At 39.6% G+C, this 23,998-nt stretch carries 20 protein-coding genes, 3 pseudogenes and 1 riboswitch; of the genes and pseudogenes, 18 read left to right on the top strand and 5 right to left on the bottom strand.

What is annotated here, in order from left to right:
• Window positions 1-52 precede the first annotated feature (52 nt).
• From cbpD to B7695_RS03410, 7 genes are all read left to right on the top strand, one after another.
• Complete coding sequence (cbpD, locus tag B7695_RS03380; protein WP_084889690.1) at window positions 53-1,165, top strand: choline binding-anchored murein hydrolase CbpD; 1,113 nt, start codon at window positions 53-55, stop codon at window positions 1,163-1,165.
• Window positions 1,166-1,247: 82 nt separating this feature from the next.
• Window positions 1,248-1,350, top strand: a riboswitch (TPP riboswitch).
• Between the two features lie 70 nt (window positions 1,351-1,420).
• The gene (locus B7695_RS03385) at window positions 1,421-1,711 is read left to right on the top strand and encodes a thiamine-binding protein (protein WP_042901884.1); all 291 of its coding nucleotides are present in this window, start codon (window positions 1,421-1,423) and stop codon (window positions 1,709-1,711) included.
• A complete protein-coding gene (locus B7695_RS03390) occupies window positions 1,674-2,432 on the top strand; it encodes an ABC transporter permease (protein WP_192855722.1) in 759 nt (252 codons plus the stop codon). The genes B7695_RS03385 and B7695_RS03390 overlap by 38 nt, the downstream gene beginning before the upstream one ends.
• A 37-nt stretch (window positions 2,433-2,469) precedes the next feature.
• A complete protein-coding gene (locus B7695_RS03395; protein WP_061864811.1) occupies window positions 2,470-3,477 on the top strand; it encodes an ABC transporter substrate-binding protein in 1,008 nt (335 codons plus the stop codon).
• On the top strand, window positions 3,477-4,205 hold the full coding sequence (locus tag B7695_RS03400; RefSeq protein ID WP_084889694.1) for an ABC transporter ATP-binding protein: 729 nt from the start codon (window positions 3,477-3,479) through the stop codon (window positions 4,203-4,205). The genes B7695_RS03395 and B7695_RS03400 overlap by 1 nt, the downstream gene beginning before the upstream one ends.
• Before the next feature lie 118 nt (window positions 4,206-4,323).
• Complete coding sequence (locus tag B7695_RS03405) at window positions 4,324-4,782, top strand: CtsR family transcriptional regulator (protein WP_001211275.1); 459 nt, start codon at window positions 4,324-4,326, stop codon at window positions 4,780-4,782.
• A 1-nt stretch (window position 4,783) separates the two neighbouring features.
• The gene (locus B7695_RS03410; protein WP_084889696.1) at window positions 4,784-7,216 is read left to right on the top strand and encodes an ATP-dependent Clp protease ATP-binding subunit; all 2,433 of its coding nucleotides are present in this window, start codon (window positions 4,784-4,786) and stop codon (window positions 7,214-7,216) included.
• A gap of 70 nt (window positions 7,217-7,286) precedes the next feature.
• Here B7695_RS03410 and B7695_RS03415 read toward each other — a convergent pair whose 3' ends face one another.
• Window positions 7,287-7,517: a hypothetical protein gene (locus B7695_RS03415; RefSeq protein ID WP_084889698.1), complete on the bottom strand. Its 231-nt coding sequence runs from the start codon at window positions 7,515-7,517 to the stop codon at window positions 7,287-7,289.
• Between the two features lie 278 nt (window positions 7,518-7,795).
• Here B7695_RS03415 and B7695_RS03420 point away from each other — a divergent pair, with 278 nt between their 5' ends.
• The gene (locus tag B7695_RS03420; RefSeq protein ID WP_084889700.1) at window positions 7,796-8,479 is read left to right on the top strand and encodes a hypothetical protein; all 684 of its coding nucleotides are present in this window, start codon (window positions 7,796-7,798) and stop codon (window positions 8,477-8,479) included.
• 70 nt (window positions 8,480-8,549) lie between these two features.
• Here the strand turns inward: B7695_RS03420 and B7695_RS03425 are convergent.
• Window positions 8,550-8,777: pseudogene (locus B7695_RS03425) on the bottom strand (tRNA dihydrouridine synthase DusB); the annotation flags it as partial.
• Window positions 8,778-8,906: 129 nt separating this feature from the next.
• Between B7695_RS03425 and B7695_RS03430 the strand changes: the two are divergent.
• The 7 genes from B7695_RS03430 (at window position 8,907) to B7695_RS11390 (ending at window position 16,461) form a co-directional block, all read left to right on the top strand.
• Window positions 8,907-10,667 (top strand): sensor histidine kinase, encoded by a 1,761-nt coding sequence (locus tag B7695_RS03430; RefSeq protein ID WP_084889704.1) that lies wholly within the window; start codon window positions 8,907-8,909, stop codon window positions 10,665-10,667.
• Window positions 10,645-11,250 (top strand): response regulator transcription factor, encoded by a 606-nt coding sequence (locus B7695_RS03435; protein ID WP_033689555.1) that lies wholly within the window; start codon window positions 10,645-10,647, stop codon window positions 11,248-11,250. Before B7695_RS03430 ends, B7695_RS03435 begins: the two co-directional genes overlap by 23 nt.
• Before the next feature lie 170 nt (window positions 11,251-11,420).
• Entirely contained in the window at window positions 11,421-12,347 is a 927-nt protein-coding gene (locus tag B7695_RS03440) for an AvrD family protein (protein ID WP_084889706.1), read from the top strand.
• Window positions 12,347-13,123, top strand: a complete 777-nt coding sequence (locus B7695_RS03445) for an AAA family ATPase (RefSeq protein ID WP_049521398.1) — start codon at window positions 12,347-12,349, stop codon at window positions 13,121-13,123. The genes B7695_RS03440 and B7695_RS03445 overlap by 1 nt, the downstream gene beginning before the upstream one ends.
• Before the next feature lie 8 nt (window positions 13,124-13,131).
• Window positions 13,132-13,809, top strand: a complete 678-nt coding sequence (locus tag B7695_RS03450; protein ID WP_084889708.1) for an ABC transporter ATP-binding protein — start codon at window positions 13,132-13,134, stop codon at window positions 13,807-13,809.
• Window positions 13,806-16,073 carry an ABC transporter permease gene (locus B7695_RS03455; protein WP_084889710.1) on the top strand — a complete coding sequence of 756 codons (2,268 nt, stop codon included), beginning with the start codon at window positions 13,806-13,808 and terminating at the stop codon, window positions 16,071-16,073. Before B7695_RS03450 ends, B7695_RS03455 begins: the two co-directional genes overlap by 4 nt.
• A 67-nt stretch (window positions 16,074-16,140) precedes the next feature.
• Window positions 16,141-16,461, top strand: a complete 321-nt coding sequence (locus B7695_RS11390) for a hypothetical protein (protein WP_239822262.1) — start codon at window positions 16,141-16,143, stop codon at window positions 16,459-16,461.
• Here the strand turns inward: B7695_RS11390 and B7695_RS03465 are convergent.
• The 3 genes and pseudogenes from B7695_RS03465 to hslO form a co-directional block, all read right to left on the bottom strand.
• Window positions 16,416-16,967 (bottom strand): annotated as a pseudogene (locus tag B7695_RS03465) (cysteine hydrolase family protein). The gene B7695_RS11390 and the pseudogene B7695_RS03465 sit on opposite strands and share 46 nt — an antisense overlap.
• Before the next feature lies 1 nt (window position 16,968).
• The gene (gene dusB, locus B7695_RS03470; RefSeq protein ID WP_192855723.1) at window positions 16,969-17,949 is read right to left on the bottom strand and encodes a tRNA dihydrouridine synthase DusB; all 981 of its coding nucleotides are present in this window, start codon (window positions 17,947-17,949) and stop codon (window positions 16,969-16,971) included.
• Window positions 17,936-18,808, bottom strand: coding sequence for an Hsp33 family molecular chaperone HslO (gene hslO / locus B7695_RS03475; protein ID WP_000357838.1), 873 nt, complete (start codon window positions 18,806-18,808; stop codon window positions 17,936-17,938). Before hslO ends, dusB begins: the two co-directional genes overlap by 14 nt.
• Before the next feature lie 164 nt (window positions 18,809-18,972).
• Here hslO and B7695_RS03480 point away from each other — a divergent pair.
• The 3 genes and pseudogenes from B7695_RS03480 to glpO all read left to right on the top strand — a co-directional run bounded on the left by B7695_RS03480 (window position 18,973) and on the right by glpO (window position 23,935).
• A pseudogene (locus tag B7695_RS03480) lies at window positions 18,973-20,399 on the top strand (helix-turn-helix domain-containing protein).
• Window positions 20,400-20,558: 159 nt separating this feature from the next.
• Window positions 20,559-22,067: a glycerol kinase GlpK gene (glpK, locus tag B7695_RS03485; protein WP_084889714.1), complete on the top strand. Its 1,509-nt coding sequence runs from the start codon at window positions 20,559-20,561 to the stop codon at window positions 22,065-22,067.
• A gap of 41 nt (window positions 22,068-22,108) precedes the next feature.
• Window positions 22,109-23,935: a type 1 glycerol-3-phosphate oxidase gene (glpO, locus tag B7695_RS03490; protein ID WP_084889716.1), complete on the top strand. Its 1,827-nt coding sequence runs from the start codon at window positions 22,109-22,111 to the stop codon at window positions 23,933-23,935.
• The last annotated feature ends 63 nt before the right edge of the window (window positions 23,936-23,998 follow it).

Below are 23,998 nucleotides of genomic sequence, written 5' to 3' on the forward strand. Positions count from 1 at the left end.
CTAGTTTGCTCTTTGATTTTCATTGAGTACTATACTATTTCAAGGAGGAAGAATGAAAAGTTCATCATTTAAAGTAATAGAGACAGGATTTTCTTTTAGAAAATCAGTTAAAAAGGTTGTTCCTTTTTTAGCAGTAGGATTGATGCTAGTAGCGAGTGATAGTGTATATGCTTATTCTGGAGGAAATGGATCGATTGCGCGTGGGGATGATTATCCTGCTTACTATAAAAATGGGAGTCAGGCAATTGACAAGTGGCGCATGTACTCTCGTCAGTGTACTTCATTTGCAGCCTTTCGCTTGAGTAGTGTCAATGGTTTTGAGATTCCAGGAGCTTATGGAAATGCGAATGAATGGGGCTATCGTGCTCGTCGTGAAGGCTATCGTGTAGATAGTGTACCAACGATTGGCTCTATTGCTTGGTCTACTGCAGGAGGATATGGTCATGTTGCCTGGGTTTCAAATGTAATGGGGGATAATATAGAAATTGAGGAATACAACTATGGTTATACAGGATCCTACAATAAACGAATTATAAAAGCGAATACGATGACAGGATTTATTCATTTTAAAGATTTGGATGGGGGTAATGTAGTAAGTAGTGGCAAAGTATTCAATAGTCAACCTTCTTCGACAGGAGGAACTCATTATTTTAAGAATAAGGCAGCTATAAAAAATCAACCTTTAGTTAGTGCAACTTCAATTGCATATTATTCTCCAGGTGAGAGTGTTCATTATGATCAGGTACTTGAAAAAGATGGGTACAAGTGGTTGAGTTATATATCTTATAGTGGAAGTCGTCGTTATATTCAGTTAGAGGAGGTTGCGTCATCGCAGAATCAAACAGAAGGTAGTTCCAATGATGTTCTGACTGTTGGTTGGAAAAAAATAAATGGTAGTTGGTATCATTTCAAATCAAATGGTTCTAAATCAACGGGCTGGTTGAAAGACGGTTCTAGCTGGTATTATTTGAAATCATCTGGTGAAATGCAGACAGGATGGTTAAAGGAAAATGGTCTGTGGTATTATTTGGATAGTTCAGGGGCAATGAAAACAGGCTGGTATCAAGTCTATGGTAAGTGGTATTATTCTTACTCTTCAGGTGCCTTAGCTGTTAATACGACGGTGGATGGCTACAGAGTAAACAGTGATGGAGAACGAGTATAGAAAATGGGAGTAGGAAATTTTTCCTGCTCTTTTCTGTAAGCAGTTTCCTTGACTTTTTTTTTGTTTTGCGCTATCATATGTCCATATAATATATGGGAGTCTGTGTACAGTCTGAGAGGAAGTGTTAAACTTCGACCGCACCTGATCTGGGTAATGCCAGCGTAGGGAACGATACTTAGTCTAATTCTGCACCTTTTCCATATATGGTAAAGGTTTTTCTTTTTATAAAGAGAAAAACGAGAAGAGGAGGTTGTTATGAAAGCAAGCATTGCCTTGCAAGTTTTACCCCTATCACAGGGGATTGATCGGATAGCTGTTATCGATCAGGTTATTGCTTATCTGCAAGCTCAAGAAGTGACCATGGTAGTGACACCATTTGAAACGGTCTTGGAAGGGGAGTTTGCTGAGCTCATGCGCATTCTTAAAGAATCGCTAGAAGTGGCTGGGCAGGAGGCAGATAATGTCTTTGCCAATGTCAAAATAAATGTAGGAGAGATTTTAAGTATTGATGAGAAACTTGAAAAGTATACTGAGACGACACATTAGTCTATTGGGCTTTCTCGGAGTCTTGTCAATCTGGCAGTTAGCAGGTTTTCTTAAACTGCTCCCCAAGTTTATCCTGCCGACACCTCTTGAAATTCTCCAGGCCTTTGTTCGTGACAGAGAATTTCTCTGGCACCATAGCTGGGCGACCTTGAGAGTGGCTTTACTGGGGCTGGTTTTGGGAGTCTTGATTGCCTGTCTCATGGCTGTGCTTATGGACAGTTTGACTTGGCTCAATGACCTGATTTACCCTATGATGGTGGTCGTTCAGACTATTCCGACCATTGCAATAGCTCCTATTCTGGTCTTGTGGCTCGGTTATGGGATTTTGCCCAAGATTGTCTTGATTATCTTGACGACAACCTTTCCTATCATTGTCAGTATTTTAGACGGTTTTAGGCATTGTGACAAGGATATGCTGACCCTGTTTAGTCTGATGCGGGCAAATCCTGTGCAAATCCTGTGGCATTTTAAAATCCCAGTCAGCCTGCCTTACTTTTATGCAGGTCTGAGGGTCAGTGTCTCCTACGCCTTTATCACAACAGTGGTATCTGAGTGGTTGGGAGGCTTTGAGGGTCTTGGTGTTTATATGATTCAGTCCAAGAAACTGTTTCAGTATGATACCATGTTTGCTATTATTATTCTGGTATCGATTATCAGCCTTTTGGGTATGAAGTTGGTCGATATTAGTGAAAAATATGTTATTAAATGGAAACGTTCGTAGAATTAGAATGTTTCAAAAAAGAAAAGAGGAAATCAAAATGAAAAAAACATGGAAAGTGTTTTTAACGCTTGTGACAGCTCTTGTAGCTGTTGTGCTTGTAGCTTGTGGTCAAGGAACTGCTTCTAAGGACAACAAGGAGGCAGAACTCAAGAAGATTGACTTTATCCTAGACTGGACACCAAATACTAACCACACAGGACTTTATGTTGCCAAGGAAAAAGGTTATTTCAAAGAAGCTGGAGTGGATGTTGATTTGAAATTACCACCAGAAGAAAGTTCTTCTGACTTAGTCATTAATGGTAAGGCACCATTTGCAGTGTATTTCCAAGACTACATGGCTAAAAAATTGGAAAAAGGTGCAGGAATTACTGCCGTTGCAGCTATTGTTGAACACAATACATCAGGAATCATCTCTCGTAAATCTGATAATGTAGCTAGTCCAAAGGACTTGGTTGGTAAGAAATACGGGACTTGGAATGACCCAACTGAACTTGCTATGTTGAAAACATTGGTAGAATCACAAGGTGGGGACTTTGAGAAGGTAGAAAAAGTACCAAACAACGACTCAAACTCAATCACACCGATTGCTAATGGAGTATTTGATACTGCATGGATCTACTATGGATGGGATGGAATTCTTGCTAAATCTCAAGGCGTAGAGGCTAACTTTATGTACTTGAAAGACTACGTCAAGGAGTTTGACTACTACTCACCAGTTATCATCGCAAACAACGACTATCTGAAAGATAATAAAGAAGAAGCTCGTAAAGTCATCCAAGCTATCAAAAAAGGTTACCAATATGCCATGGAGCATCCAGAGGAAGCAGCTGATATCCTCATCAAAAATGCACCTGAACTCAAGGAAAAACGTGACTTTGTCATCGAATCTCAAAAATACTTGTCAAAAGAATACGCAAGCGACAAGGAAAAATGGGGACAATTTGATGCAGCTCGCTGGAATGCCTTCTACAAATGGGATAAAGAAAATGGTATCCTTAAAGAAGACTTGACAGACAAAGGCTTTACCAATGAATTTGTGAAATAATGACAGAAATTAGACTAGAACACGTCAGTTATGCCTATGGTCAAGAGAGGATTTTAGAGGATATCAACCTACAGGTGACTTCAGGTGAAGTGGTTTCTATTCTAGGTCCAAGTGGTGTTGGAAAGACCACCCTCTTTAATCTAATCGCTGGGATTTTAGAAGTTCAGTCAGGGAGAATTGTCCTTGATGGTGAAGAAAATCCCAAGGGGCGCGTGAGTTATATGTTGCAAAAGGATCTCCTCTTGGAACACAAGACGGTGCTTGGCAATATCATCCTGCCCCTCTTGATTCAAAAGGTGGATAAGGCGGAAGCTATTGCTCGCGCAGATGAAATTCTTGCGACCTTCCAGTTGACAGCTGTACGGGACAAGTATCCCCATGAACTCAGCGGGGGGATGCGCCAGCGTGTAGCCTTACTACGGACCTACCTTTTCGGGCACAAGCTCTTTCTCTTGGATGAGGCATTTAGCGCCTTGGATGAGATGACCAAGATGGAACTACACGCTTGGTACCTTGAGATTCACAAGCAGTTGCAGCTAACAACTTTGATCATCACGCATAGTATCGAGGAGGCCCTCAGTCTCAGCGACCGCATCTATATCTTGAAAAATCGCCCTGGGCAGATTGTTTCAGAAGTTAAACTAGATTGGTCTGAAGATGAGGACAAGGAAGTCCAAAAGATTGCCTACAAACGTCAAATCTTGGCAGAATTAGGCTTAGATAAGTAGAAAAATAGGGAGTTGGTGAAGATTATCCTTTACCAGCGCCCTTTTTCTTTTAAAAATGAGAAAATTTCGGTATAATAGTCAAAGATAGTCAAGGTTTAAAGAGAGAGGTGGGTTTGTAATGAGATTTAAAAATACATCGGATCATATTGAGGCCTACATCAAGGCGATTTTAGATCAATCTGGAATTGTGGAGTTGCAACGGAGTCAGTTGGCAGATACTTTTCAGGTTGTTCCCAGTCAGATTAACTATGTGATCAAGACACGCTTTACGGAAAGTAGAGGCTACTTGGTTGAAAGTAAGCGTGGTGGCGGAGGCTATATTCGTATAGGACGGATTGAGTTTTCTAGTCATCATGAAATGCTCAGGGAGCTACTTTATTCGATTGGCGAGCGAGTTAGTCAAGAAATTTATGAGGATATTCTCCAGCTTTTGGTTGAGCAGGAATTGATGACCAAGCAGGAGATGAATTTGCTGGTGGCAGTAGCTTTAGATCGCGTTCTGGGAGAAGAAGCTCCAGTCCTTCGTGCAAACATGCTACGACAGGTCATACAAGAGGTAGATAGAAAAGGGAAGTAAGATGAACTATTCAAAAGCATTGAATGAATGTATCGAAAGTGCCTACATGGTTGCTGGCCATTTTGGAGCTCGTTACCTAGAGTCTTGGCACTTGTTGATTGCTATGTCTAATCACAGTTATAGTGTGGCAGGGGCAACTTTAAATGATTACCCATATGAGATGGACCGTTTAGAAGAGGTGGCTTTGGAACTGACTGAAACGGACTATAGCCAGGATGAAACTTTTACGGAATTGCCGTTTTCTCATCGTTTGCAGGTCCTTTTTGATGAAGCAGAATATGTGGCATCAGTGGTCCATGCAAAGGTGCTAGGGACAGAGCATGTCCTCTATGCGATTTTGCATGATGGCAATGCCTTGGCGACCCGTATCTTGGAGAGGGCTGGTTTTTCTTATGAAGACAAGAAAGATCAGGTCAAGATTGCTGCTCTTCGTCGAAATTTAGAAGAACGTGCAGGCTGGACTCGTGAAGATCTCAAGGCTTTACGCCAACGCCATCGTACTGTAGCTGACAAGCAAAATTCTATGGCTAATATGATGGGGATGCCCCAGACTCCGAGTGGTGGACTCGAGGACTATACGCATGATTTAACAGAGCAAGCGCGTTCTGGCAAGTTAGAACCAGTCATCGGTCGGGACAAGGAAATATCGCGTATGATTCAAATTTTGAGCCGGAAGACTAAGAACAACCCTGTCTTGGTTGGAGATGCTGGTGTCGGGAAAACTGCTCTGGCGCTTGGTCTTGCCCAGCGTATTGCTAGTGGGGATGTTCCTACGGAAATGGCTAAGATGCGCGTGTTAGAGCTTGATTTGATGAATGTCGTTGCAGGGACACGCTTCCGTGGTGACTTTGAAGAACGCATGAATAATATCATCAAGGATATTGAAGAAGATGGCCAAGTAATCCTCTTTATCGATGAACTTCATACCATCATGGGTTCTGGGAGCGGGATTGACTCAACTCTAGATGCGGCCAATATCTTGAAGCCAGCCTTGGCGCGTGGAACTTTGAGAACGGTTGGTGCGACTACTCAGGAAGAATACCAAAAACATATCGAAAAAGATGCTGCCCTTTCTCGTCGTTTCGCTAAAGTAACGATTGAAGAGCCAAGTGTAGCAGACAGCATGACCATTTTGCAAGGCTTGAAGGCGACTTATGAGAAACATCACCGTGTGCAAATCACAGATGAAGCGGTTGAAACAGCGGTTAAGATGGCTCATCGTTACTTGACTAGTCGTCACTTGCCAGACTCTGCTATCGACCTCTTGGATGAAGCAGCAGCAACAGTGCAAAATAAGGCTAAGCATGTAAAAGCAGACGATTCAGGTTTGAGTCCAGCTGACAAGGCTTTGATGGATGGCAAGTGGAAACAGGCAGCCCAGCTAATCGCAAAAGAAGAGGAAGTACCTATCTATAAAGACTTGGTGACAGAGGCTGATATTTTGACCACCTTGAGTCGTTTGTCAGGTATTCCAGTCCAAAAACTGACTCAGACTGATGCTAAGAAATACCTGAACTTGGAAGCTGAACTGCACAAACGTGTCATCGGTCAAGAACAAGCAGTTTCAAGCATTAGCCGTGCCATTCGCCGTAATCAGTCAGGTATTCGTAGTCATAAGCGCCCGATTGGTTCCTTTATGTTCTTAGGGCCTACAGGTGTTGGGAAGACTGAATTAGCCAAGGCTTTGGCGGAAGTTCTTTTTGATGACGAATCAGCCCTTATCCGCTTTGATATGAGTGAGTATATGGAGAAATTCGCAGCCAGCCGTCTCAATGGGGCTCCTCCGGGCTATGTGGGTTATGAAGAAGGTGGGGAGTTGACCGAGAAGGTTCGCAACAAACCATATTCCGTTCTCCTTTTTGACGAAGTAGAGAAGGCCCACCCAGACATCTTTAATGTTCTCTTGCAGGTCTTGGATGACGGTGTCTTGACAGATAGTAAGGGACGCAAGGTTGACTTTTCAAATACTATTATCATCATGACGTCAAACCTTGGTGCGACAGCCCTTCGTGATGACAAGACTGTCGGTTTTGGGGCCAAGGACATTCGTTTTGACCAGAAAAATATGGAAAAACGCATGTTTGAAGAGTTGAAAAAGGCTTATAGACCTGAGTTTATCAACCGTATTGATGAAAAGGTGGTCTTCCATAGCCTTTCTAGCGACCATATGCAGGAAGTGGTGAAGATTATGGTCAAACCTTTAGTAGCAAGTTTGGCTGAAAAAGGTATTGACTTGAAATTGCAAGCTTCTGCACTGAAATTGTTGGCAAATCAAGGATATGACCCAGAGATGGGAGCTCGTCCACTTCGCAGAACCCTGCAAACAGAAGTGGAGGACAAGTTGGCAGAACTTCTTCTTAAGGGAGATTTGGTGGCAGGCAGCACACTTAAGATTGGTGTTAAAGCAGGCCAGTTAAAATTTGATATTGCATAAAAACGAGGTCGGGATAAAGTTCCCGACCTCTTTATGTACCATAGTGAGATGTTTTTCTGTTGCGACTGTTTTAGGGATGGCCATCTTTCTTAGAATTGCTCAACATGTGAGTAAAGAAGTCTTTGTATCGATACTTGAGATAGTTCTCATGTAAAAATAACAAAGCGATATAGATAATCAAAAAGATTGTAGTCAGATAGAAGACATCAAATGCAGTTCGCGCATAGTAAGTGGCTGATTGATCAGAGCCAATAGCTCCCAAAATCAACCAAGGCAGATATTTGTAATACTTGTTTGACATAAACCTATACCTCCTATATCCTATTTCAATGTTATTATATTCCTTTGTTTAACGCAATGTAAGCGATTACACAAAAACAAATTCAAATTTTTAATAGGAAAATCTCCTGTTTTTCTGTTTTATTACGAATAGAAGAGTAGGAGGAGTAAATGTATCTAAAGTATTTAAGATTTTTAAAATAGTTTAGATAAATTGTTGACATATTTAAATCCCAATGTTACAATTATATTACAAAAAGATTTCTTAACATTTCAAAAATATTACAAAGGAGTAGAGAAATGAAAAAGAAAACATATATCAAATTGATGGCAGCAACTGTATTGGCTTCTACCTTGCTACTGGGAGCTTGTGGAAATAAAAACGAAACCACTCAAACCAGTAGCTCTGCCAAGACAAGTCAATCATCAAGTTCTAAAGCAGCTTCTTCTAGCAAAGAAAGCAAGACACAAAAATCTTCAAGCTCGGCTTCATCTGAAAAGGCTCAGGCATCTTCTGGTCAGTCTTCTACAACGGCAGATCAGTCACAAGCGAAACCAGCATCTGAATCAAGACAAGAACAAGCAGCTCCTAGTCAACAAGCCCCATCTCAGGCACCATCAACTCAGCAAGGCTCTCAAGCTCAGTCTAACCAGTCAAGCTATGATTCTACAACTGACCGCAAACTTCAAGACAAGCAAGCAGAGCAAAATAAACGCTACAAGGGTGTTTTAACCATGGTAGATGGTGATTTCTCAGCTGCAGCGGGCAATTGGAAGGGAGCCAATGGTGAAACCATTACAGTTTCATCAGGAGGTCAATTCACAGTAGAATCTGCTGATGGAAAGAAAGAAAACTACTCTATCAGAGGCTATTCTTATACTCTTGATGATGGTAAGTATAATGCCAAAATCGGTGGAGGAAAAATCATCCAAATTACAACAGGAGCGGATGGCAAGGTTTCCAGTGTTGCTTTGAGTCAATAATAACCCTCAGTATTTGAATTTTTACAGTCAAAAACCCGTAACCTTTAAGAGAGTTACGGGTTTTAAACTATTAAGCCTTATCCAGTTGCAAGAGGGCTTCAATCTCTGCTAGGGTGTTGGCTTGTGAAATGGCTCCACGGAGTTTGGCAGCGCCAGATGTTCCACGGAGGTAGTAAGGAGCGAGTCCACGGAATTCACGAACTGCGACATTTTCCCCTTTGAGGTTAATCAAGCGTTTCAAGTGTTCGTAGGCGATTTTCATCTTATCTTCAAAAGTCAAATCAAGTAGGATTTTACCTACTAGAAGATTGTATCAGTTATATCTCGAAAGAAAAAAGAATAAATTTAATTATAAAACCTGTCTTATTGAATGAAAAAATGGTAGAATAAACATCAATATCAAGTGAAATGTGGAGTGTTGCAAACAATGAAGTCAAAAATGTTTCGATTTTATTTTGTTTTGTTATTTATTTTCTTTTTTTATTTTTCGTTTTCAATATTTAACCGAACGTACAGTGGAATCACCGTAGATAAATATGATAATGAGTGGATAGTTAGACAAGTCCATAATCTGGGAAGCTTTGCAAATCATCAAGAGATAATAGGGTCATCAATTATACAAATAGACGGTCAGAGTCCAGATAGTAATTTCTTATTATCTCGATTTTTAATTGTTGAACCGCTTCATTCTGTGACAGTATTAGATAGAGGAATTTCAAAGACTTTAATAATAGAATCTGGGAGATCAAGCCAAATTATCTTTCTTGTTTTATCAATCATTGCTTTTCTGATTCTACTGTTATTTCGCTTATACATAAAAGGCAGAAGTAGAGGAAAAACTGGGAAACGATATTTTTATTTTATTATTTACACTAGTCTGATGTTATTATCGATTATTCCATCAAGTATAGGAGATGTATTTGGTCGTAGTCTATTAATTTCATATTTGACTTTATTTCCATTATTCATGGATATCTTCATTAGAGTGTTAGTCTTGAAGATAAAAGGTTCAACCATTTCTAACTTTTCTCGTATTATACTGGGCTATTCACTCATAACTCAACTTTTGTATGTCTATAATCTTATACAGCCCATTGATTTTTTGACCATCTTTTTTTCTAGGGGGGTATTTTATTTAGTATTTTTCTTTTTAGTTATCCTACTGTTAAAGATGCTTATAAATTACTCTCAGATAAGAGAAATGTTGCCAATTCATACCTTATTTTTAGCAGTTCTTGCCTTATTTCCTTTATTTTTTGGATATATTTTTCCGATTGGTAAGGAAGTTTCGTTTATTTATAGTATTCCTCTATTGTTGCTTATTTTGTTCTCTATTGTAAATAACTTGATACTAGAGCGACTGATATATGTTGCTTGGAAGTGGAACCCGTTCATATATAACTTGATATTTGCCGTTTTTTTTACTAGTCTAATTATTCTTTTTAGTCTGTTGTTAAGAGAATTTTCTCCAATTTTTTTCGTTCTTTACACTTTTCTTTTTTCGCTAGCTTTGTTACCTGAAATAAGGAAAATGATGTTGATTAGCCATAAAATGGAGGGAATCTTTAGTAGTTTTCATACTTTTGTAGCTACTGAATTGGAGAGGGAAGAAATTGCAACGTTTATACATGATACTACAATTCAGAAGGTTATTTATTATAAAAAGCAGTTAGAAATTAGTGAACAAATTAATAGGGTAGCTTTATTAGAGATGTTAGATGATATTGTCTTTGAATTAAGAGATTTATGTTCCAATATCTATCCTTTAATGGTGCATGAATTAGGGCTGAAAGAATCTATTACTAGCATATTAAACCAATTCATGAAGATGGAAACTGTTTCGATTATGACAACTTTTTCAATAGATGAAGAAAAAGTTAATGATAAAGTGGGCACGTTTGTATTAAGGACAGTTAAAGAACTAGTAAATAATAGTATTCTTCATGGGAATGCTAGAGAAATTACTGTAGATTTATCTACAAAAGAAAAGATTTTATCAATTGAAGTTATAGATGATGGTATTTTTAAGGGAAACTATCAGTCTAATGAACATCATTTTGGTTTAAATAGAATTGTAGAGAAGGTTCATTTATTGGGGGGAACTGTTCAGATAAATATAGAACCTACAAGTGTGAGGATACGAATACCTATAGAAGGGAAGAAAAATGATTCGTTTGGTTTTGATTGATGATCACAGTTTAGTATTACAAGGATTGGAGAACTATTTTTTAAAGGAAGATGATTTTAAAATTGTTGGTTCCTATACAGAAGTAGCAGATTTACTTCTTTGTCTCAAGCATGAAAAGGTAGATGTGCTAGTCATGGATTTTATGTTGAAAGGAGTAACGGCATTTGATGTTATTAGTCAAATAAATAGATTTCTGAATACAGTTCCCAAGATAGTTCTTTTATCAGGATTTTATGACACTTTGTTACATAAGAGAGCGATGGACTTTGGGATTCAAGCTTTTTTACCCAAAGAAAGTTCTTATTTGGATGTTAAAAGTGCAATTTATGCTGTTTATAAGGGAAATCACGTTATCCCAGATGGTTTGTTAGAAAAGCAAGAAAATAATCTATTGACAGATACGGAGTTAAGTGTATTGGAACTTATTGTAAAAGAATATTCTAATGAAAAGATAGCAAATAGTTTATTTGTTAGCAGGAGAACGGTGGATACCCATGTTTCAAATATTTGTTCAAAGTTGGGAGTGACGAGTAGAGTTGGAGCTGTACGTGAGGCTATTCGATTAAATCTCGTATCTTTATAATTTATCCTAAAAAGGCAAGAAGGTTTTCGTAAATTACGGATTCTTTCTTGTCTTTTTTTGTTTAAGATAGAGTCAGTTTAATAGATTGGAGAAGGATATGCTAACAGTAGATTATTTACTTGGAGATAATAGAAATCGCTATTTTGGTAGAGGGTATAAGAGGACGACTTATGAAGTTAATACTCTTCGAAAATCAAATTCAAACTACGTCAGCGTCGCCTTGCCGTACTCAAGTACAGCCTGCGGCTAGCTTCCTAGTTTGCTCTTTGATTTTCATTGAGTATAAGTTGAAAAATATTTTAGAAGGGGTTGGGTCTCTTCATCAAGAAGGTTTGTGGTCTAATAAACAATCTGAAATCATACAGCAGCACCTGAGTACATTAGATGGAATAGTATTAGCTCATTTATTTGGAAGTGAAATACTGAAAAGAATGGGAGTGAGCTTAAATCAGTATAGGTTAAGCCATTTTGAGATAAAGTCAGGAATAAAAGCTATAGAAGAATTGGTAAATTTAAAATTAGAATTACAAAATTTCAAAATGACGAACCAAGTAATTGAATTTGATTGCTTGGTAATGGATATGAAAGTTTGTTTAGGCTATCAATTATTAGAATGTATGGAAAATGTAGTTGCTATAGGAGAACAAGGTAGAGATTTTTTATCAACGCATTTAAGAGATAGACAACATGATATATACGATGTTGAATTTTCAGATAGTAGTATATCTTGTAAAGCAGAGCAAGTATTGATCAAAGATATTGAATATAGTGGTGTAGGTAGTCTAGAACAGAATTATTATAGTTTGTTAGAGCTTCTGATTATTTTTTCTCAAATGGCAGAGATGTTAGCCTACCATATAGAAGAGATATCTCGAGAAGAGAGCAATACCATGTGGATGAAGCAAGTGAGTGCAGACTTGAATTCACCAATTTTGAACGGAGTAGTAGAGCTTAGTGGTAGTGTTTCAAAAAATAGATTATTAAAAATTAGAGAAGAGCATTGGAAAGTCTACGAAATGTCTGGGAATGATGTAGATCATAAGGTAGTCTTTAAAAGTAAAATAGCTCAAAAATTACCTGATGGAGGGGGACAGTGATGGGAAATAGAGAATTAAGGTTAGTCATATCAGGAACTTATTCTACAGGTAAGACAACAACTGCTACAGCTCTTTCGATTGCAACGGGACTTCCCTTAATTGACGCTTTATCTGCGAGGGAAATTTTGACAGATTTATATCCTGGAAGAAGATTTCAGGATATGTCATCAACTGAGTTAATGGCACTGGGGTTAAAGCGTTTTGAAGAGAGAATTCGTACAGAAGGAATTTTATACAAGGAGCATGGAAGTTTTCTATCAGATGGGTCAGTATTGAATGAATGGATTTACGGGACTGTTCGAATGAGGGTAGGAATTAACCCAGGATCAGCATTCATTCATCGATTGATGAAATCTATTTTAGGTATTCCAGGTCGACGATTTTTCAAAAAATATTTGACTGCCTATGGGGTTGTCTCTAAGAATCATGCGAAATTGTGGTATACAGATGTTGTTCATTTACCAGTAGAGTTTGCAATGGATCCAGATGGGCATAGACCAGTATCTGAAGAGTATCGAAATTTATCAGATGAGGAATTATATGAAGCTTATAGGAATTTGGGTCTAACACCTTATTGTGTCAAAGGTAGTCAGAAAGAACGGTTAAATCAGATCATTCAACATTATGAGTTGCCAATAGTTGTTCCAGTAGATGAGGCTATTTCCTTAGCTGAAAAGGTTATACGAGAAAACAGGGAAGCAGTATCTAAACGTATTATAGAGCAGTATGAAGAGCCTACATTAAAGGAAAAAATAAAATTTATGACAAGATATTAGGAGTATGTATGATTCAGTTTCAAAATATTAGTAAGATTTATAAGGTGGGGGAGCAAGAAGTTCGTGCTTTAGATCAAGTTAGTTTTTCCATTGAGAAAGGGAAATTTACAGTTATTTTAGGTCCATCAGGTTCAGGGAAAAGTACGTTACTAAATTTACTTGGTGGGATGGATCGTGCGACATCAGGAACCTTTATATTTGATGAGGAACTAGTAACAAAGTTTACGGATAAGGAATTATCTGCTTATCGAAAAGATAAGATTGGTTTTGTTTTTCAATTTTATAACTTAGTTCCAAGTTTAACGTCCAAGGAGAATATAGGTATTGCAGCCAATTTAGTGAAAAACAATAAAGAAATTGATATGTATTTAGATCAAGTTGGTTTACTTCATAGAAAAAATAATTTTCCTAATCAACTTTCTGGAGGTGAAATGCAACGTGTATCAATTGCACGGGCATTGGCTAAAGAGCCTAGTCTATTATTGTGTGATGAACCTACAGGAGCGTTAGATTCAAAGACAGGTGATAGTATTTTAACTTTATTGAAGGAAGTTTCTAGAAATGGGAATGCTGCAGTTGTAATGGTTACACATAATAGAGAGTTTGCTAAATTTGCAGATCGAGTTATATATTTGAAAGATGGAAGTATTGAAAAAATAGAGAATAATGAAGAGGTGCTGGGATGAGGTATCTTCATATAAAATTATTAAGAGATCTCCGGCAAAATTGGCAACAATTTTTCTCTGTTTTTCTGATGTCTCTATTAAGTGTATTAATCTTTGTAGGGCTACAAGGAGCTTGGCATGGACTTGAAAAGAGTCTAGAGAGTTATTTGAAACAATCTGAACTTCCTGTTGTTTGGGTTCAAGCGAGACAAATTGATGAATCAAAAATTAAGCAGGTTGAACTCTTATCTTCTGTTGAAAAAGTTGTCAGTAAAAAGAAAGGCTTTGCTAATATTGTTCGTTTAGACAAGACTGACGGACGAATCAATCTTGAAACGATTACAGATAATCAACTGGTTACAGTAACAGAAGGAAGTCCTTTTTCTGAGGGAAAACAAGATTCGATTTGGATTGATGGGAATTATGCGAAGAAGAATCATTTACAGATTGGAGATTCAATTTCTATTTCATCAAGGGGGAAACAGATAGATTTAGAAATTGTAGGATTTGTTCAGGCGACAGATAAGATTTATTTTACAGGTAGTATGGAATATATAGCTCCAAATCCTGACAATGATGCCTACGGTTATATTGCAGATAATGAAATCGCAAAAGGAATTCTGGGTTTATCGTCAGATAATGCCTTAGAAATTTACGGTTCTAAGGTGGATTTGCGAGGAGATTTAGAGTCTATTTTTGGGGGCGATTTAGTTTCTTATCAAGATCAAAAAAGTTTAACTGAAATATCAGAAGCTACTGATCGAGTGGGGCAAATTAGAAACTTATCTTACTTATTTTCTTTTATCTTTATTCTGTTAGCTATTTTAGCTATGTTTACAACTATTCAGCGTTTGATTGATGGCCAAACAAAAGAGATTGCTGTATTAAAGGCTTTAGGTTTTTCAAATCAGGCTATCAGTTTACATTATATTTTATTTGGCTTAGTAGTAAGTTTATTAGGAAGTTTCACAGGATTTACTATATCTCCCTTGATGTCATGGTTTGTACTAGAAACTCAAAAGTCAATGTTTACACTTCCAAATTGGCAAATCTCTTATTCATCTTCATCAATAGTCGTTGGTATTGTGGTCATTATAATTTGTATTTTAGCTGCCTATTTAGCTTCTAGAGAGTCAGCTAGAGGCTTACCAGCAATATTTTTAAGAGGTAAAGAAAAACTTGCTAAACCTGTCTTTGTGGAAAGGTTTTCCTCTATCTGGCAACGAATTTCTTATCCTTCAAGATGGGCAATTCGGGATGCCTCGTTTAATCGTATTCGAGTTTTGATGGGAATCGTGGGAGTTGCAGGAAGTATGATGTTACTGATTGCTGGAATTGGTATGCCTGTGTCCATGAATCATCTTGTTGATAAGGCATATAATGAAGATTTTTCTTACTCAAAACGACTGACCGTGGCGGATTATCCTACTTCTAAGTCTAAATATGGTGGGCAAGGTGTACAAATTTCACAAGCACATTTTAGTCCAGATGATGGATACAACCGTTTATTGATTATATTTGATGATGGAGATATGATACAAGCAAAAACAGAGAGTGCTGAATCTTTGAAAGATGATGGTTTGTATGTAACTAGATCATTTGCTCGTTTGGCAGGTATTAAAGTCGGAGATTTTTTAACTGTAACTCCTTATCAAGATGGTCATACTTACAAGTTTGAAGTAAAAGGGATTGTCACAAGTGAAACCAATCAAGGGGCTTATCTTCATGCTAGAGTCTTTGAAAAAGCAGGGGGAGATTTTACTCCACATACTTTATTAGTTGGGTCAGAGGTAGATCAAGACACTATTAAGCAAGACAAAGGTGTTCTATCTATCATTGAAAAAGAAAGCCAAGAAAAAAATGCCTATGATTTTGTAGCTAGTTTGATGAGTGTATTTCTAATGATCATTGGCTTTGCTTTATTGCTTGTTATTATTGTTCTCTATAATCTGGGCTCTTTAAACTTTGTAGAGAGAATGAGAGACTATGCTACATTACAAGTATTAGGGTTTTCTAATCAATATCTACAGATGGTAACACTTTTTGAGACTATACTAACTACCTTTATTGGGTGGCTAGTAGGAATTCCTTTAGGCATATGGTTTTTGAAAGAATATGTAGCAACATTTTCGACGATTCGAATTGAGTATACCGCTTATGTCAGTATGTATGTCCTTGCTTCTGCTACGTTATTGGTTTGGTTTACATCCTTAGGGACTGCTTATTTTATTAGTCTTCGTATGAGAAAGATTGACATGATTAGTGCTCTAAAGGGGGTAGACTAGTATAGTCAGTTCTGAGTGAATCTATAGACATTTATGAATAATTGTTAATCATCAGTTCTAATACTCAATGAAAATCAAAGAGCAAACTAGGAAGCTAGCCGCAGGCTGCTCAAAGCACTGCTTTGAGGTTGTAGATAGAACTGACGAAGTCAGCTCAAAACACTGTTTTGAGGTTGTGGATAGAACTGACGAAGTCAGTAACCATACCTACGGTAAGGCGATGCTGACGTGGTTTGAAGAGATTTTCGAAGAGTATAAGGTCCAAATTTACCTATTTGTGTTTCGGTTCACTACATTACTGCATTCAAAATCCGTCAGCTCAATAAGAGTTGACGGATTATTTTATACTTGCACTTGGGTTAAAAATTCTTCTGTAGTAAGAATTTGAGCAAACTCATCTTGTAGAGAAAGGAGATTAATCTCATGGATAGTCTCAGGAGAGATGGCCTGACCGTTTTTGTTAGATAGGGTAAAACTGGCAGTAGCATCTGCTAGTAAAGTGACTTCAAAACCAAGATTTGCTGCCATTCGTGTCGTAGTAGACACACAATGAGGCAGAGTCAAACCAACAAGGACTAAATGACAAATCTGATTTCTTCGTAAATATGTTTCAAGATTTGTTCCAATAAAGGCGCTATTAACCGTTTTTTGAAAGACAGGTTCTGCAGTAACTGGCTCAAATCCACTTTTAAACACCTGATTTTGTTTGTTATGAAATTGCGACTAGGGATTGTCAGATATGTGTTGAACATGTAAGACTGGAAGATCGTGTTTACGAAAGTATTCCAGTAGCCTCAATGCTTGGTGTTCAGCTTGAGGGTTGTTCCGTTCTCCCCAGATAGGTCTATCAAATGCTTTTTGCATATCGATAATCAGTAGAGCAGTATGAACCATTTTAAGCCTTATCCAACTGCAAGAGGGCTTCAATCTCTGCCAGAGTGCTAGCTTGTGAAATGGCTCCACGGAGTTTAGCTGCACCAGATGTTCCACGAAGGTAGTGAGGAGCGAGTCCACGGAATTCACGAACTGCGATGTTTTCTCCTTTGAGGTTAATCAAGCGTTTCAAGTGTTCGTAGGCGATTTTCATCTTATCTTCAAAGGTCAAATCAGGTAGGATTTCTCCTGTTTCAAAGTAATGGTTGATTTGGTTGAAGAGGTAAGGATTTCCCATGGCAGCGCGGCCAATCATAACTGCGTCAGCACCAACTTCTTCGATGCGTTGTTTGGCTTCTTGGACCGTACGAATGTCACCGTTTGCGATGAATGGAATCTTGGTCAAAGCTTGAGCGACCTTGTGAAGGGTGTCAAGGTCTGCATGACCTGTATACATTTGTTCGCGGGTACGGCCATGCATAGCAAGGGCAGAAACACCTGCTGCTTCAGCAGCGAGGGCATTTTCTACTGCAAGAGATGGATCAGCCCAGCCTGTACGCATTTTGACAGTAAGGGGGATATCAAGGACAGATTGGACCTTGTTGATGATAGAGTAGATCTTGTCTGGATCCTTGAGCCACATAGCGCCAGCTTCGTTCTTCACGATTTTGTTAACTGGGCAGCCCATGTTGATATCCACGATATCGGTCTTAGTGTTTTCTTGGATGAATTCTGCTGCGCGTGCTAGGCTGTCTTCATCACTACCAAAAAGTTGGATAGAGACAGGGTTTTCGCCTTCATCAATATGAAGCATGTGCAGGGTTTTTTCGTTGTTGTATTGGATGCCCTTGTCAGAGACCATTTCCATGACAACGAGTCCAGCACCAAGCTCTTTTGCGATAGTACGAAAGGCTGAGTTGGTGACACCAGCCATAGGTGCTAAAACAGTACGATTGGGAATCTCAACATTGCCAATCATAAAAGGTGTATTAAGATTTGTCACGAATGAGTTCCTCCAGGTCGTTTTCATCAAAGTTGTAAGTCGTTTGGCAGAATTGACAAGTGATTTCTGCCCCGTGGTCTTCCTCTTTCATTTCCTGTAAGTCTGAGCTTGGAAGGCTGGCAAGAGCGTTCATAAAGCGCTCATGGCTACAGTCACATTGGAAACGGATTTCTTCTTCAGAAAGACGCTTGTAGGCCTCGTCACCGTAGATAGCTTTGAGGAGGGCTTCGATATGGTCTTCACTTTCGAGAAGCGTTGAGATAGCTGGCATTTCTTGGATGCGTTTTTCAAAGCGAGCAATCTCTTCTTCCTTGGCTCCTGGCAAGACTTGAACTAGGAAACCACCTGCAACCTTGACCTTGTCTTCTTCGTCTAAAAGGACATTGAGGCCGACAGCAGAAGGGGTCTGTTGGCTTTCGGTCAGGTAAAAGGCCAGATCTTCACCGATTTCTCCAGAGATGAGGGGAGTCATAGAGTTGTAAGGATTTCCAATGCCGTAGTCTGTGATAACGAGGAATTGACCATTTCCAACAAAAGGTCCGACTAGGACTTCACCAGTTGCAGTCTTTTTGATATCGACACCAGGATTTTGAACGTAACCTTTGACATTCCCCTTGGTATCAGCGACGGTGATGATAGCACCTAGGGAGCTAGATCCCAGCACCTTAACTGTTAGTTTAGTATTTCCTTTTTCATTGGCTGCGAGAATCTGGCTAGCGATAAGAGTTCGACCAAGCGCTACAGTTGAGCTAGCTTGGGTTTGGTGTTTTTCTTGAGCAGTGCGGACGGTTTCTGTGCTGTCAAGGACAAAAGCACGAAAGGCTCCGCTTTCTGATATAGTTTTAATAATTTTATCCATAGCTACTATTTTAGCATAAAAATGCCCAAAGGGGGAGCCGTGTGTTTGCTGATTTTTAGGATAATGGACCAGGAAATCAGCATGAAAATAAAAAGAGAAACAGATTATTTCAGCATTTGTAAGATTTATGCTATGCTTAAGGTAGAAAATGAAAGGGGTAACAAATGTATTTAGGAGATTTGATGGAAAAGGCTGAATCTGGCCAATTTTCAATCCTTTCCTTTCTATTACAAGAGTCTCAGACGACCGTCAAGGCTGTAATGGAGGAAACAGGATTTTCAAAAGCAACTCTAACCAAATATGTTACCCTGCTCAATGACAAGGCTTCGGACAGTGGCTTAGAGCTAAACATATCCTTAGAAGATGAAAATCTGCGTCTGTCTATCGGTGCAGCTACCAAGGGGAGAGATATCCGGAGCTTGTTTTTGGAAAATGCTATTAAATACCAGATTGTGGTCTATCTTCTCTATCATCAACAGTTTTTAGCCCATCAGCTGGCTCAAGAATTGATGATTAGTGAGGCAACACTTGGTCGCAACTTAGCTAGTTTAAATCAGATTTTGTCAGAATTTGATTTATCCATCCAAAATGGACGTTGGCGAGGTCCAGAGCATCAGATACGCTATTTCTATTTCTGTCTTTTCCGCAAGGTCTGGTCCAGTCAGGAATGGGAAGGCCATATGCAGAAACCAGAGAGAAAACAGGAGATTGCCAGTTTAGAAGAGATCTGCGGTGCAAGTTTGTCTTCGGGGCAGAAATTGGACTTGGTTCTCTGGGCTCATATCAGTCAACAACGTCTTCGGGTCAATGCTTGTCAGTTTCAAGTGATAGAAGAAAAAATGCGAGGGTATTTTGACAATATTTTCTACCTTCGTTTGCATCGAAAGGCTCCGTCCTTTTTCGCTGGACTACACCTTCCTCTAGGAACTGAGGATGGTGAGATGATGATATTCTTCTCTTTCCTCCTATCCCATCGCATTCTTCCTCTTCATACAATGGAGTATATTCTTGGTTTTGGAGGGCAGTTGGCAGATTTACTGACGCAATTGATTCAAGAGATGAAGAAGGAGGAGTTGCTGGGTGATTATACAGAGGATCACGTTACCTATGAACTCAGTCAGCTTTGCGCTCAAGTCTATCTCTATAAGGGCTATATTTTACAGGACCGCTACAAGTACCAGTTAGAGAATCGTCATCCTTATTTGTTGATGGAACATGATTTTAGGGGAACGCAGAGGAGATTTTTCATGCTCTACCTGCCTTTCAGCAGGGGATGGATTTGGATAAGAAAATTCTCTGGGAATGGCTCCAGTTAATCGAATATATGGCTGAAAATGGTGGCCAGCATATGCGGATTGGTCTGGATTTGACATCTGGTTTTCTTGTCTTTTCAAGGATGGCAGCCATTTTGAAACGGTATTTGGAATACAATCGTTTTATTAGCATTGAAGCCTATGAGCCTAGTCGGCATTATGATTTGCTGGTTACCAATAACCCGATTCATAAGAAGGAGCAGACACCAGTCTATTATTTAAAAAATGATTTGGATATGGAAGATTTGGCAGGGATTCGTCAGATATTATTCACTTAAAAGGCTTGGTTGTTCCAGGTCTTTTTTGTGAAATTTACACAATCTCCTCACATTTTTTTAAAAATTAAAAAAAGTTGATAAACAAGAAAGCGCTTTATTTTGTATACTAGTAAGTGTAAAGAGGAAACATCCTCAAGATCTTTATCAGGAGGACAGCACATGTCACAAGAAAAATACATCATGGCCATTGACCAGGGGACTACAAGCTCTCGTGCCATTATTTTCAACAAAAAAGGAGAAAAGGTCAGCTCGAGCCAAAAAGAGTTTACTCAGATTTTCCCTCAGGCAGGTTGGGTTGAGCACAATGCTAATGAAATTTGGAACTCAGTCCAGTCAGTTATTGCGGGTGCTTTCATCGAAAGTGGTGTCAAGCCAAATCAAATTGAGGCAATAGGAATCACTAACCAACGTGAAACAACGGTCGTCTGGGATAAGAAAACAGGACTTCCTATCTACAACGCTATCGTTTGGCAATCACGTCAGACAGCACCTTTGGCTGAACAACTAAAAAGCCAAGGTTATGTAGAAAAATTCCATGAAAAGACTGGTTTGATCATCGATGCTTACTTCTCAGCGACTAAAGTTCGTTGGATTTTGGATCATGTAGAGGGCGCTCAAGAGCGAGCAGAAAAAGGGGAATTGCTCTTTGGTACCATTGATACTTGGTTGGTCTGGAAATTGACTGACGGTGCAGCTCATGTGACGGACTACTCAAATGCGGCTCGTACCATGCTTTATAACATTAAAGAACTCAAATGGGATGATGAGATTTTGGAAATCCTCAATATTCCTAAGGCTATGCTGCCAGAAGTTCGTTCTAACTCTGAAATTTACGGTCAGACAGCTCCATTCCATTTCTACGGTGGACAAGTACCAATCTCGGGTATGGCTGGGGACCAACAAGCAGCCCTCTTTGGACAGTTGGCCTTTGAACCTGGGATGGTTAAAAACACCTACGGAACAGGCTCTTTCATCATCATGAATACTGGGGAAGAGATGCAGTTGTCTGAAAACAACCTCTTGACAACGATTGGTTACGGAATTAACGGCAAGGTTTACTATGCCTTGGAAGGTTCAATCTTCATCGCAGGAAGTGCTATTCAGTGGCTTCGTGACGGTCTTCGCATGGTTGAAAATTCACCAGAATCTGAAAAATACGCTCGTGATTCTCACAACAATGATGAAGTCTATGTCGTGCCAGCCTTTACAGGTCTAGGTGCTCCATACTGGAACCAAAATGCTCGCGGTTCTGTCTTTGGTTTGACTCGTGGAACAACTAAAGAAGACTTTATCAAGGCTACCTTACAATCAATCGCTTATCAAGTACGTGACATCATCGATACGATGCAAGTGGATGCTCAGACAGCTATTCAAGTCTTGAAAGTGGACGGTGGTGCAGCTATGAACAATTTCCTCATGCAGTTCCAAGCTGATATTTTGGGAATCGATATCGCACGCGCCAAAAACTTGGAAACAACAGCTCTAGGAGCAGCCTTCCTAGCAGGTTTGTCAGTTGGTTACTGGAAAGACTTGGATGAGTTGAAGCTCTTGAATGAGACTGGAGAACTCTTTGAGCCATCAATGAACGAATCTCGCAAGGAACAACTCTACAAGGGCTGGAAGAAAGCTGTAAAAGCGACTCAAGTCTTTGCGGAAGTAGACGACTAATACTGGAAGAATAAAGCGACTCAGTTAGAAAGTGTGTAAATATGGAATTTTCAAAGAAAACACGTGAATTATCAATTAAAAAAATGCAGGAACGTACCCTAGACCTCTTGATTATCGGTGGAGGAATCACAGGGGCTGGTGTAGCCTTGCAGGCGGCAGCTAGTGGTCTAGATACTGGTTTGATTGAAATGCAGGACTTTGCAGAAGGAACATCTAGCCGTTCAACAAAATTGGTTCACGGAGGTCTTCGTTACCTTAAGCAATTTGACGTAGAAGTAGTATCAGATACGGTTTCAGAACGTGCAGTGGTACAACAAATTGCTCCACATATTCCAAAACCGGACCCAATGCTCTTACCAGTTTACGATGAAGATGGAGCTACTTTTAGCCTTTTCCGTCTTAAAGTAGCTATGGACTTGTATGACCTTTTGGCAGGGGTTAATAACACGCCAGCTGCTAACAAGGTTTTGAGCAAGGAAGAAGTTTTGGAACGCCAGCCAAACTTGAAGAAAGAAGGTTTGGTAGGAGGTGGGGTTTACCTTGACTTCCGTAACAACGATGCGCGTCTCGTGATCGAAAACATCAAACGTGCTAACCAAGATGGTGCCCTCATTGCCAACCACGTGAAGGCAGAAGGCTTCCTCTTTGACGAAAGTGGCAAGATTACAGGTGTTGTAGCCCGTGATCTCTTGACAGACCAAGTCTTTGAAATCAAGGCCCGTCTGGTGATTAACACAACAGGTCCTTGGAGCGACAAGGTGCGCAATTTGTCTAATAAGGGAACGCAATTCTCACAAATGCGTCCAACTAAGGGAGTTCACCTAGTCGTGGACTCAAGCAAGATCAAGGTTTCACAGCCAGTTTACTTTGACACAGGTTTGGGTGATGGCCGGATGGTCTTTGTCCTCCCACGTGAAAACAAGACTTACTTTGGTACAACCGATACAGACTACACAGGCGATTTGGAACATCCAAAAGTGACGCAGGAAGATGTAGATTATCTACTTGGCATTGTCAACAACCGCTTCCCAGAAGCCAACATCACCATTGATGATATCGAAAGCAGCTGGGCAGGTCTTCGTCCATTGATCGCAGGCAATAGCGCTTCTGACTACAATGGAGGAAATAACGGTACAATCAGTGATGAAAGCTTTAACACTTTGATTGCGACTGTTGAGTCTTACCTCTCTAAAGAAAAAACACGTGAAGATGTTGAATCTGCTGTCAGCAAGCTTGAAAGCAGTACCTCTGAGAAACATTTGGACCCATCTGCAGTTTCTCGTGGATCGAGCTTGGACCGAGATGATAATGGTCTCTTGACTCTTGCTGGTGGTAAAATCACAGACTACCGTAAGATGGCTGAAGGAGCTATGGAGCGCGTGGTTGACATCCTCAAAGCAGAATTTGACCGTAGCTTTAAACTCATCAACTCGAAGACTTACCCTGTTTCAGGTGGGGAATTGAACCCAGCAAATGTAGACTCAGAAATCGAAGTCTTTGCGCAACTTGGAGTGTCACGTGGTTTGGATAGCAAGGAAGCTCATTACCTAGCAAATCTTTACGGTTCAAATGCACCGAAAGTCTTTGCCCTTGCTCATAGTTTAGAACAAGTGCCAGGTCTCAGTTTGGCAGACACTTTGTCACTTCACTATGCAATGCGCAATGAGTTGGCTCTTAGCCCAGTTGACTTCCTTCTTCGTCGTACCAACCATATGCTCTTTATGCGTGATAGTTTGGACAGCATCGTTGAGCCAGTTTTGGATGAAATGGGACGATTCTATGATTGGTCAGAAGAAGAAAAAGCAGCTTACCGTGCGGATGTCGAAGTGGCTCTCGCTAACAACGATTTAGCAGAATTAAAAAAATAAGAAAAAATAAAAGAGGTGGAGGGCAGGACTCCTTGTCGCCCGCCCCTTCTTTTTAATGGAGAC

The organism is Streptococcus mitis (assembly GCF_002096845.1).
In the GTDB taxonomy this organism is placed as follows: Bacteria; Bacillota; Bacilli; order Lactobacillales; family Streptococcaceae; genus Streptococcus; species Streptococcus mitis_A.

Coding starts and splice junctions, on each gene's coding strand:
- cbpD (WP_084889690.1), top strand. CDS start 53: ATGAAAAGTTCATCATTTAAAGTAATAGAGACAGGATTTTCTTTTAGA.
- B7695_RS03385 (WP_042901884.1), top strand. CDS start 1,421: ATGAAAGCAAGCATTGCCTTGCAAGTTTTACCCCTATCACAGGGGATT.
- B7695_RS03390 (WP_192855722.1), top strand. CDS start 1,674: ATGAGAAACTTGAAAAGTATACTGAGACGACACATTAGTCTATTGGGC.
- B7695_RS03395 (WP_061864811.1), top strand. CDS start 2,470: ATGAAAAAAACATGGAAAGTGTTTTTAACGCTTGTGACAGCTCTTGTA.
- B7695_RS03400 (WP_084889694.1), top strand. CDS start 3,477: ATGACAGAAATTAGACTAGAACACGTCAGTTATGCCTATGGTCAAGAG.
- B7695_RS03405 (WP_001211275.1), top strand. CDS start 4,324: ATGAGATTTAAAAATACATCGGATCATATTGAGGCCTACATCAAGGCG.
- B7695_RS03410 (WP_084889696.1), top strand. CDS start 4,784: ATGAACTATTCAAAAGCATTGAATGAATGTATCGAAAGTGCCTACATG.
- B7695_RS03415 (WP_084889698.1), bottom strand. CDS start 7,517: ATGTCAAACAAGTATTACAAATATCTGCCTTGGTTGATTTTGGGAGCT.
- B7695_RS03420 (WP_084889700.1), top strand. CDS start 7,796: ATGAAAAAGAAAACATATATCAAATTGATGGCAGCAACTGTATTGGCT.
- B7695_RS03430 (WP_084889704.1), top strand. CDS start 8,907: ATGAAGTCAAAAATGTTTCGATTTTATTTTGTTTTGTTATTTATTTTC.
- B7695_RS03435 (WP_033689555.1), top strand. CDS start 10,645: ATGATTCGTTTGGTTTTGATTGATGATCACAGTTTAGTATTACAAGGA.
- B7695_RS03440 (WP_084889706.1), top strand. CDS start 11,421: ATGAAGTTAATACTCTTCGAAAATCAAATTCAAACTACGTCAGCGTCG.
- B7695_RS03445 (WP_049521398.1), top strand. CDS start 12,347: ATGGGAAATAGAGAATTAAGGTTAGTCATATCAGGAACTTATTCTACA.
- B7695_RS03450 (WP_084889708.1), top strand. CDS start 13,132: ATGATTCAGTTTCAAAATATTAGTAAGATTTATAAGGTGGGGGAGCAA.
- B7695_RS03455 (WP_084889710.1), top strand. CDS start 13,806: ATGAGGTATCTTCATATAAAATTATTAAGAGATCTCCGGCAAAATTGG.
- B7695_RS11390 (WP_239822262.1), top strand. CDS start 16,141: ATGAAAATCAAAGAGCAAACTAGGAAGCTAGCCGCAGGCTGCTCAAAG.
- hslO (WP_000357838.1), bottom strand. CDS start 18,808: ATGGATAAAATTATTAAAACTATATCAGAAAGCGGAGCCTTTCGTGCT.
- glpK (WP_084889714.1), top strand. CDS start 20,559: ATGTCACAAGAAAAATACATCATGGCCATTGACCAGGGGACTACAAGC.
- glpO (WP_084889716.1), top strand. CDS start 22,109: ATGGAATTTTCAAAGAAAACACGTGAATTATCAATTAAAAAAATGCAG.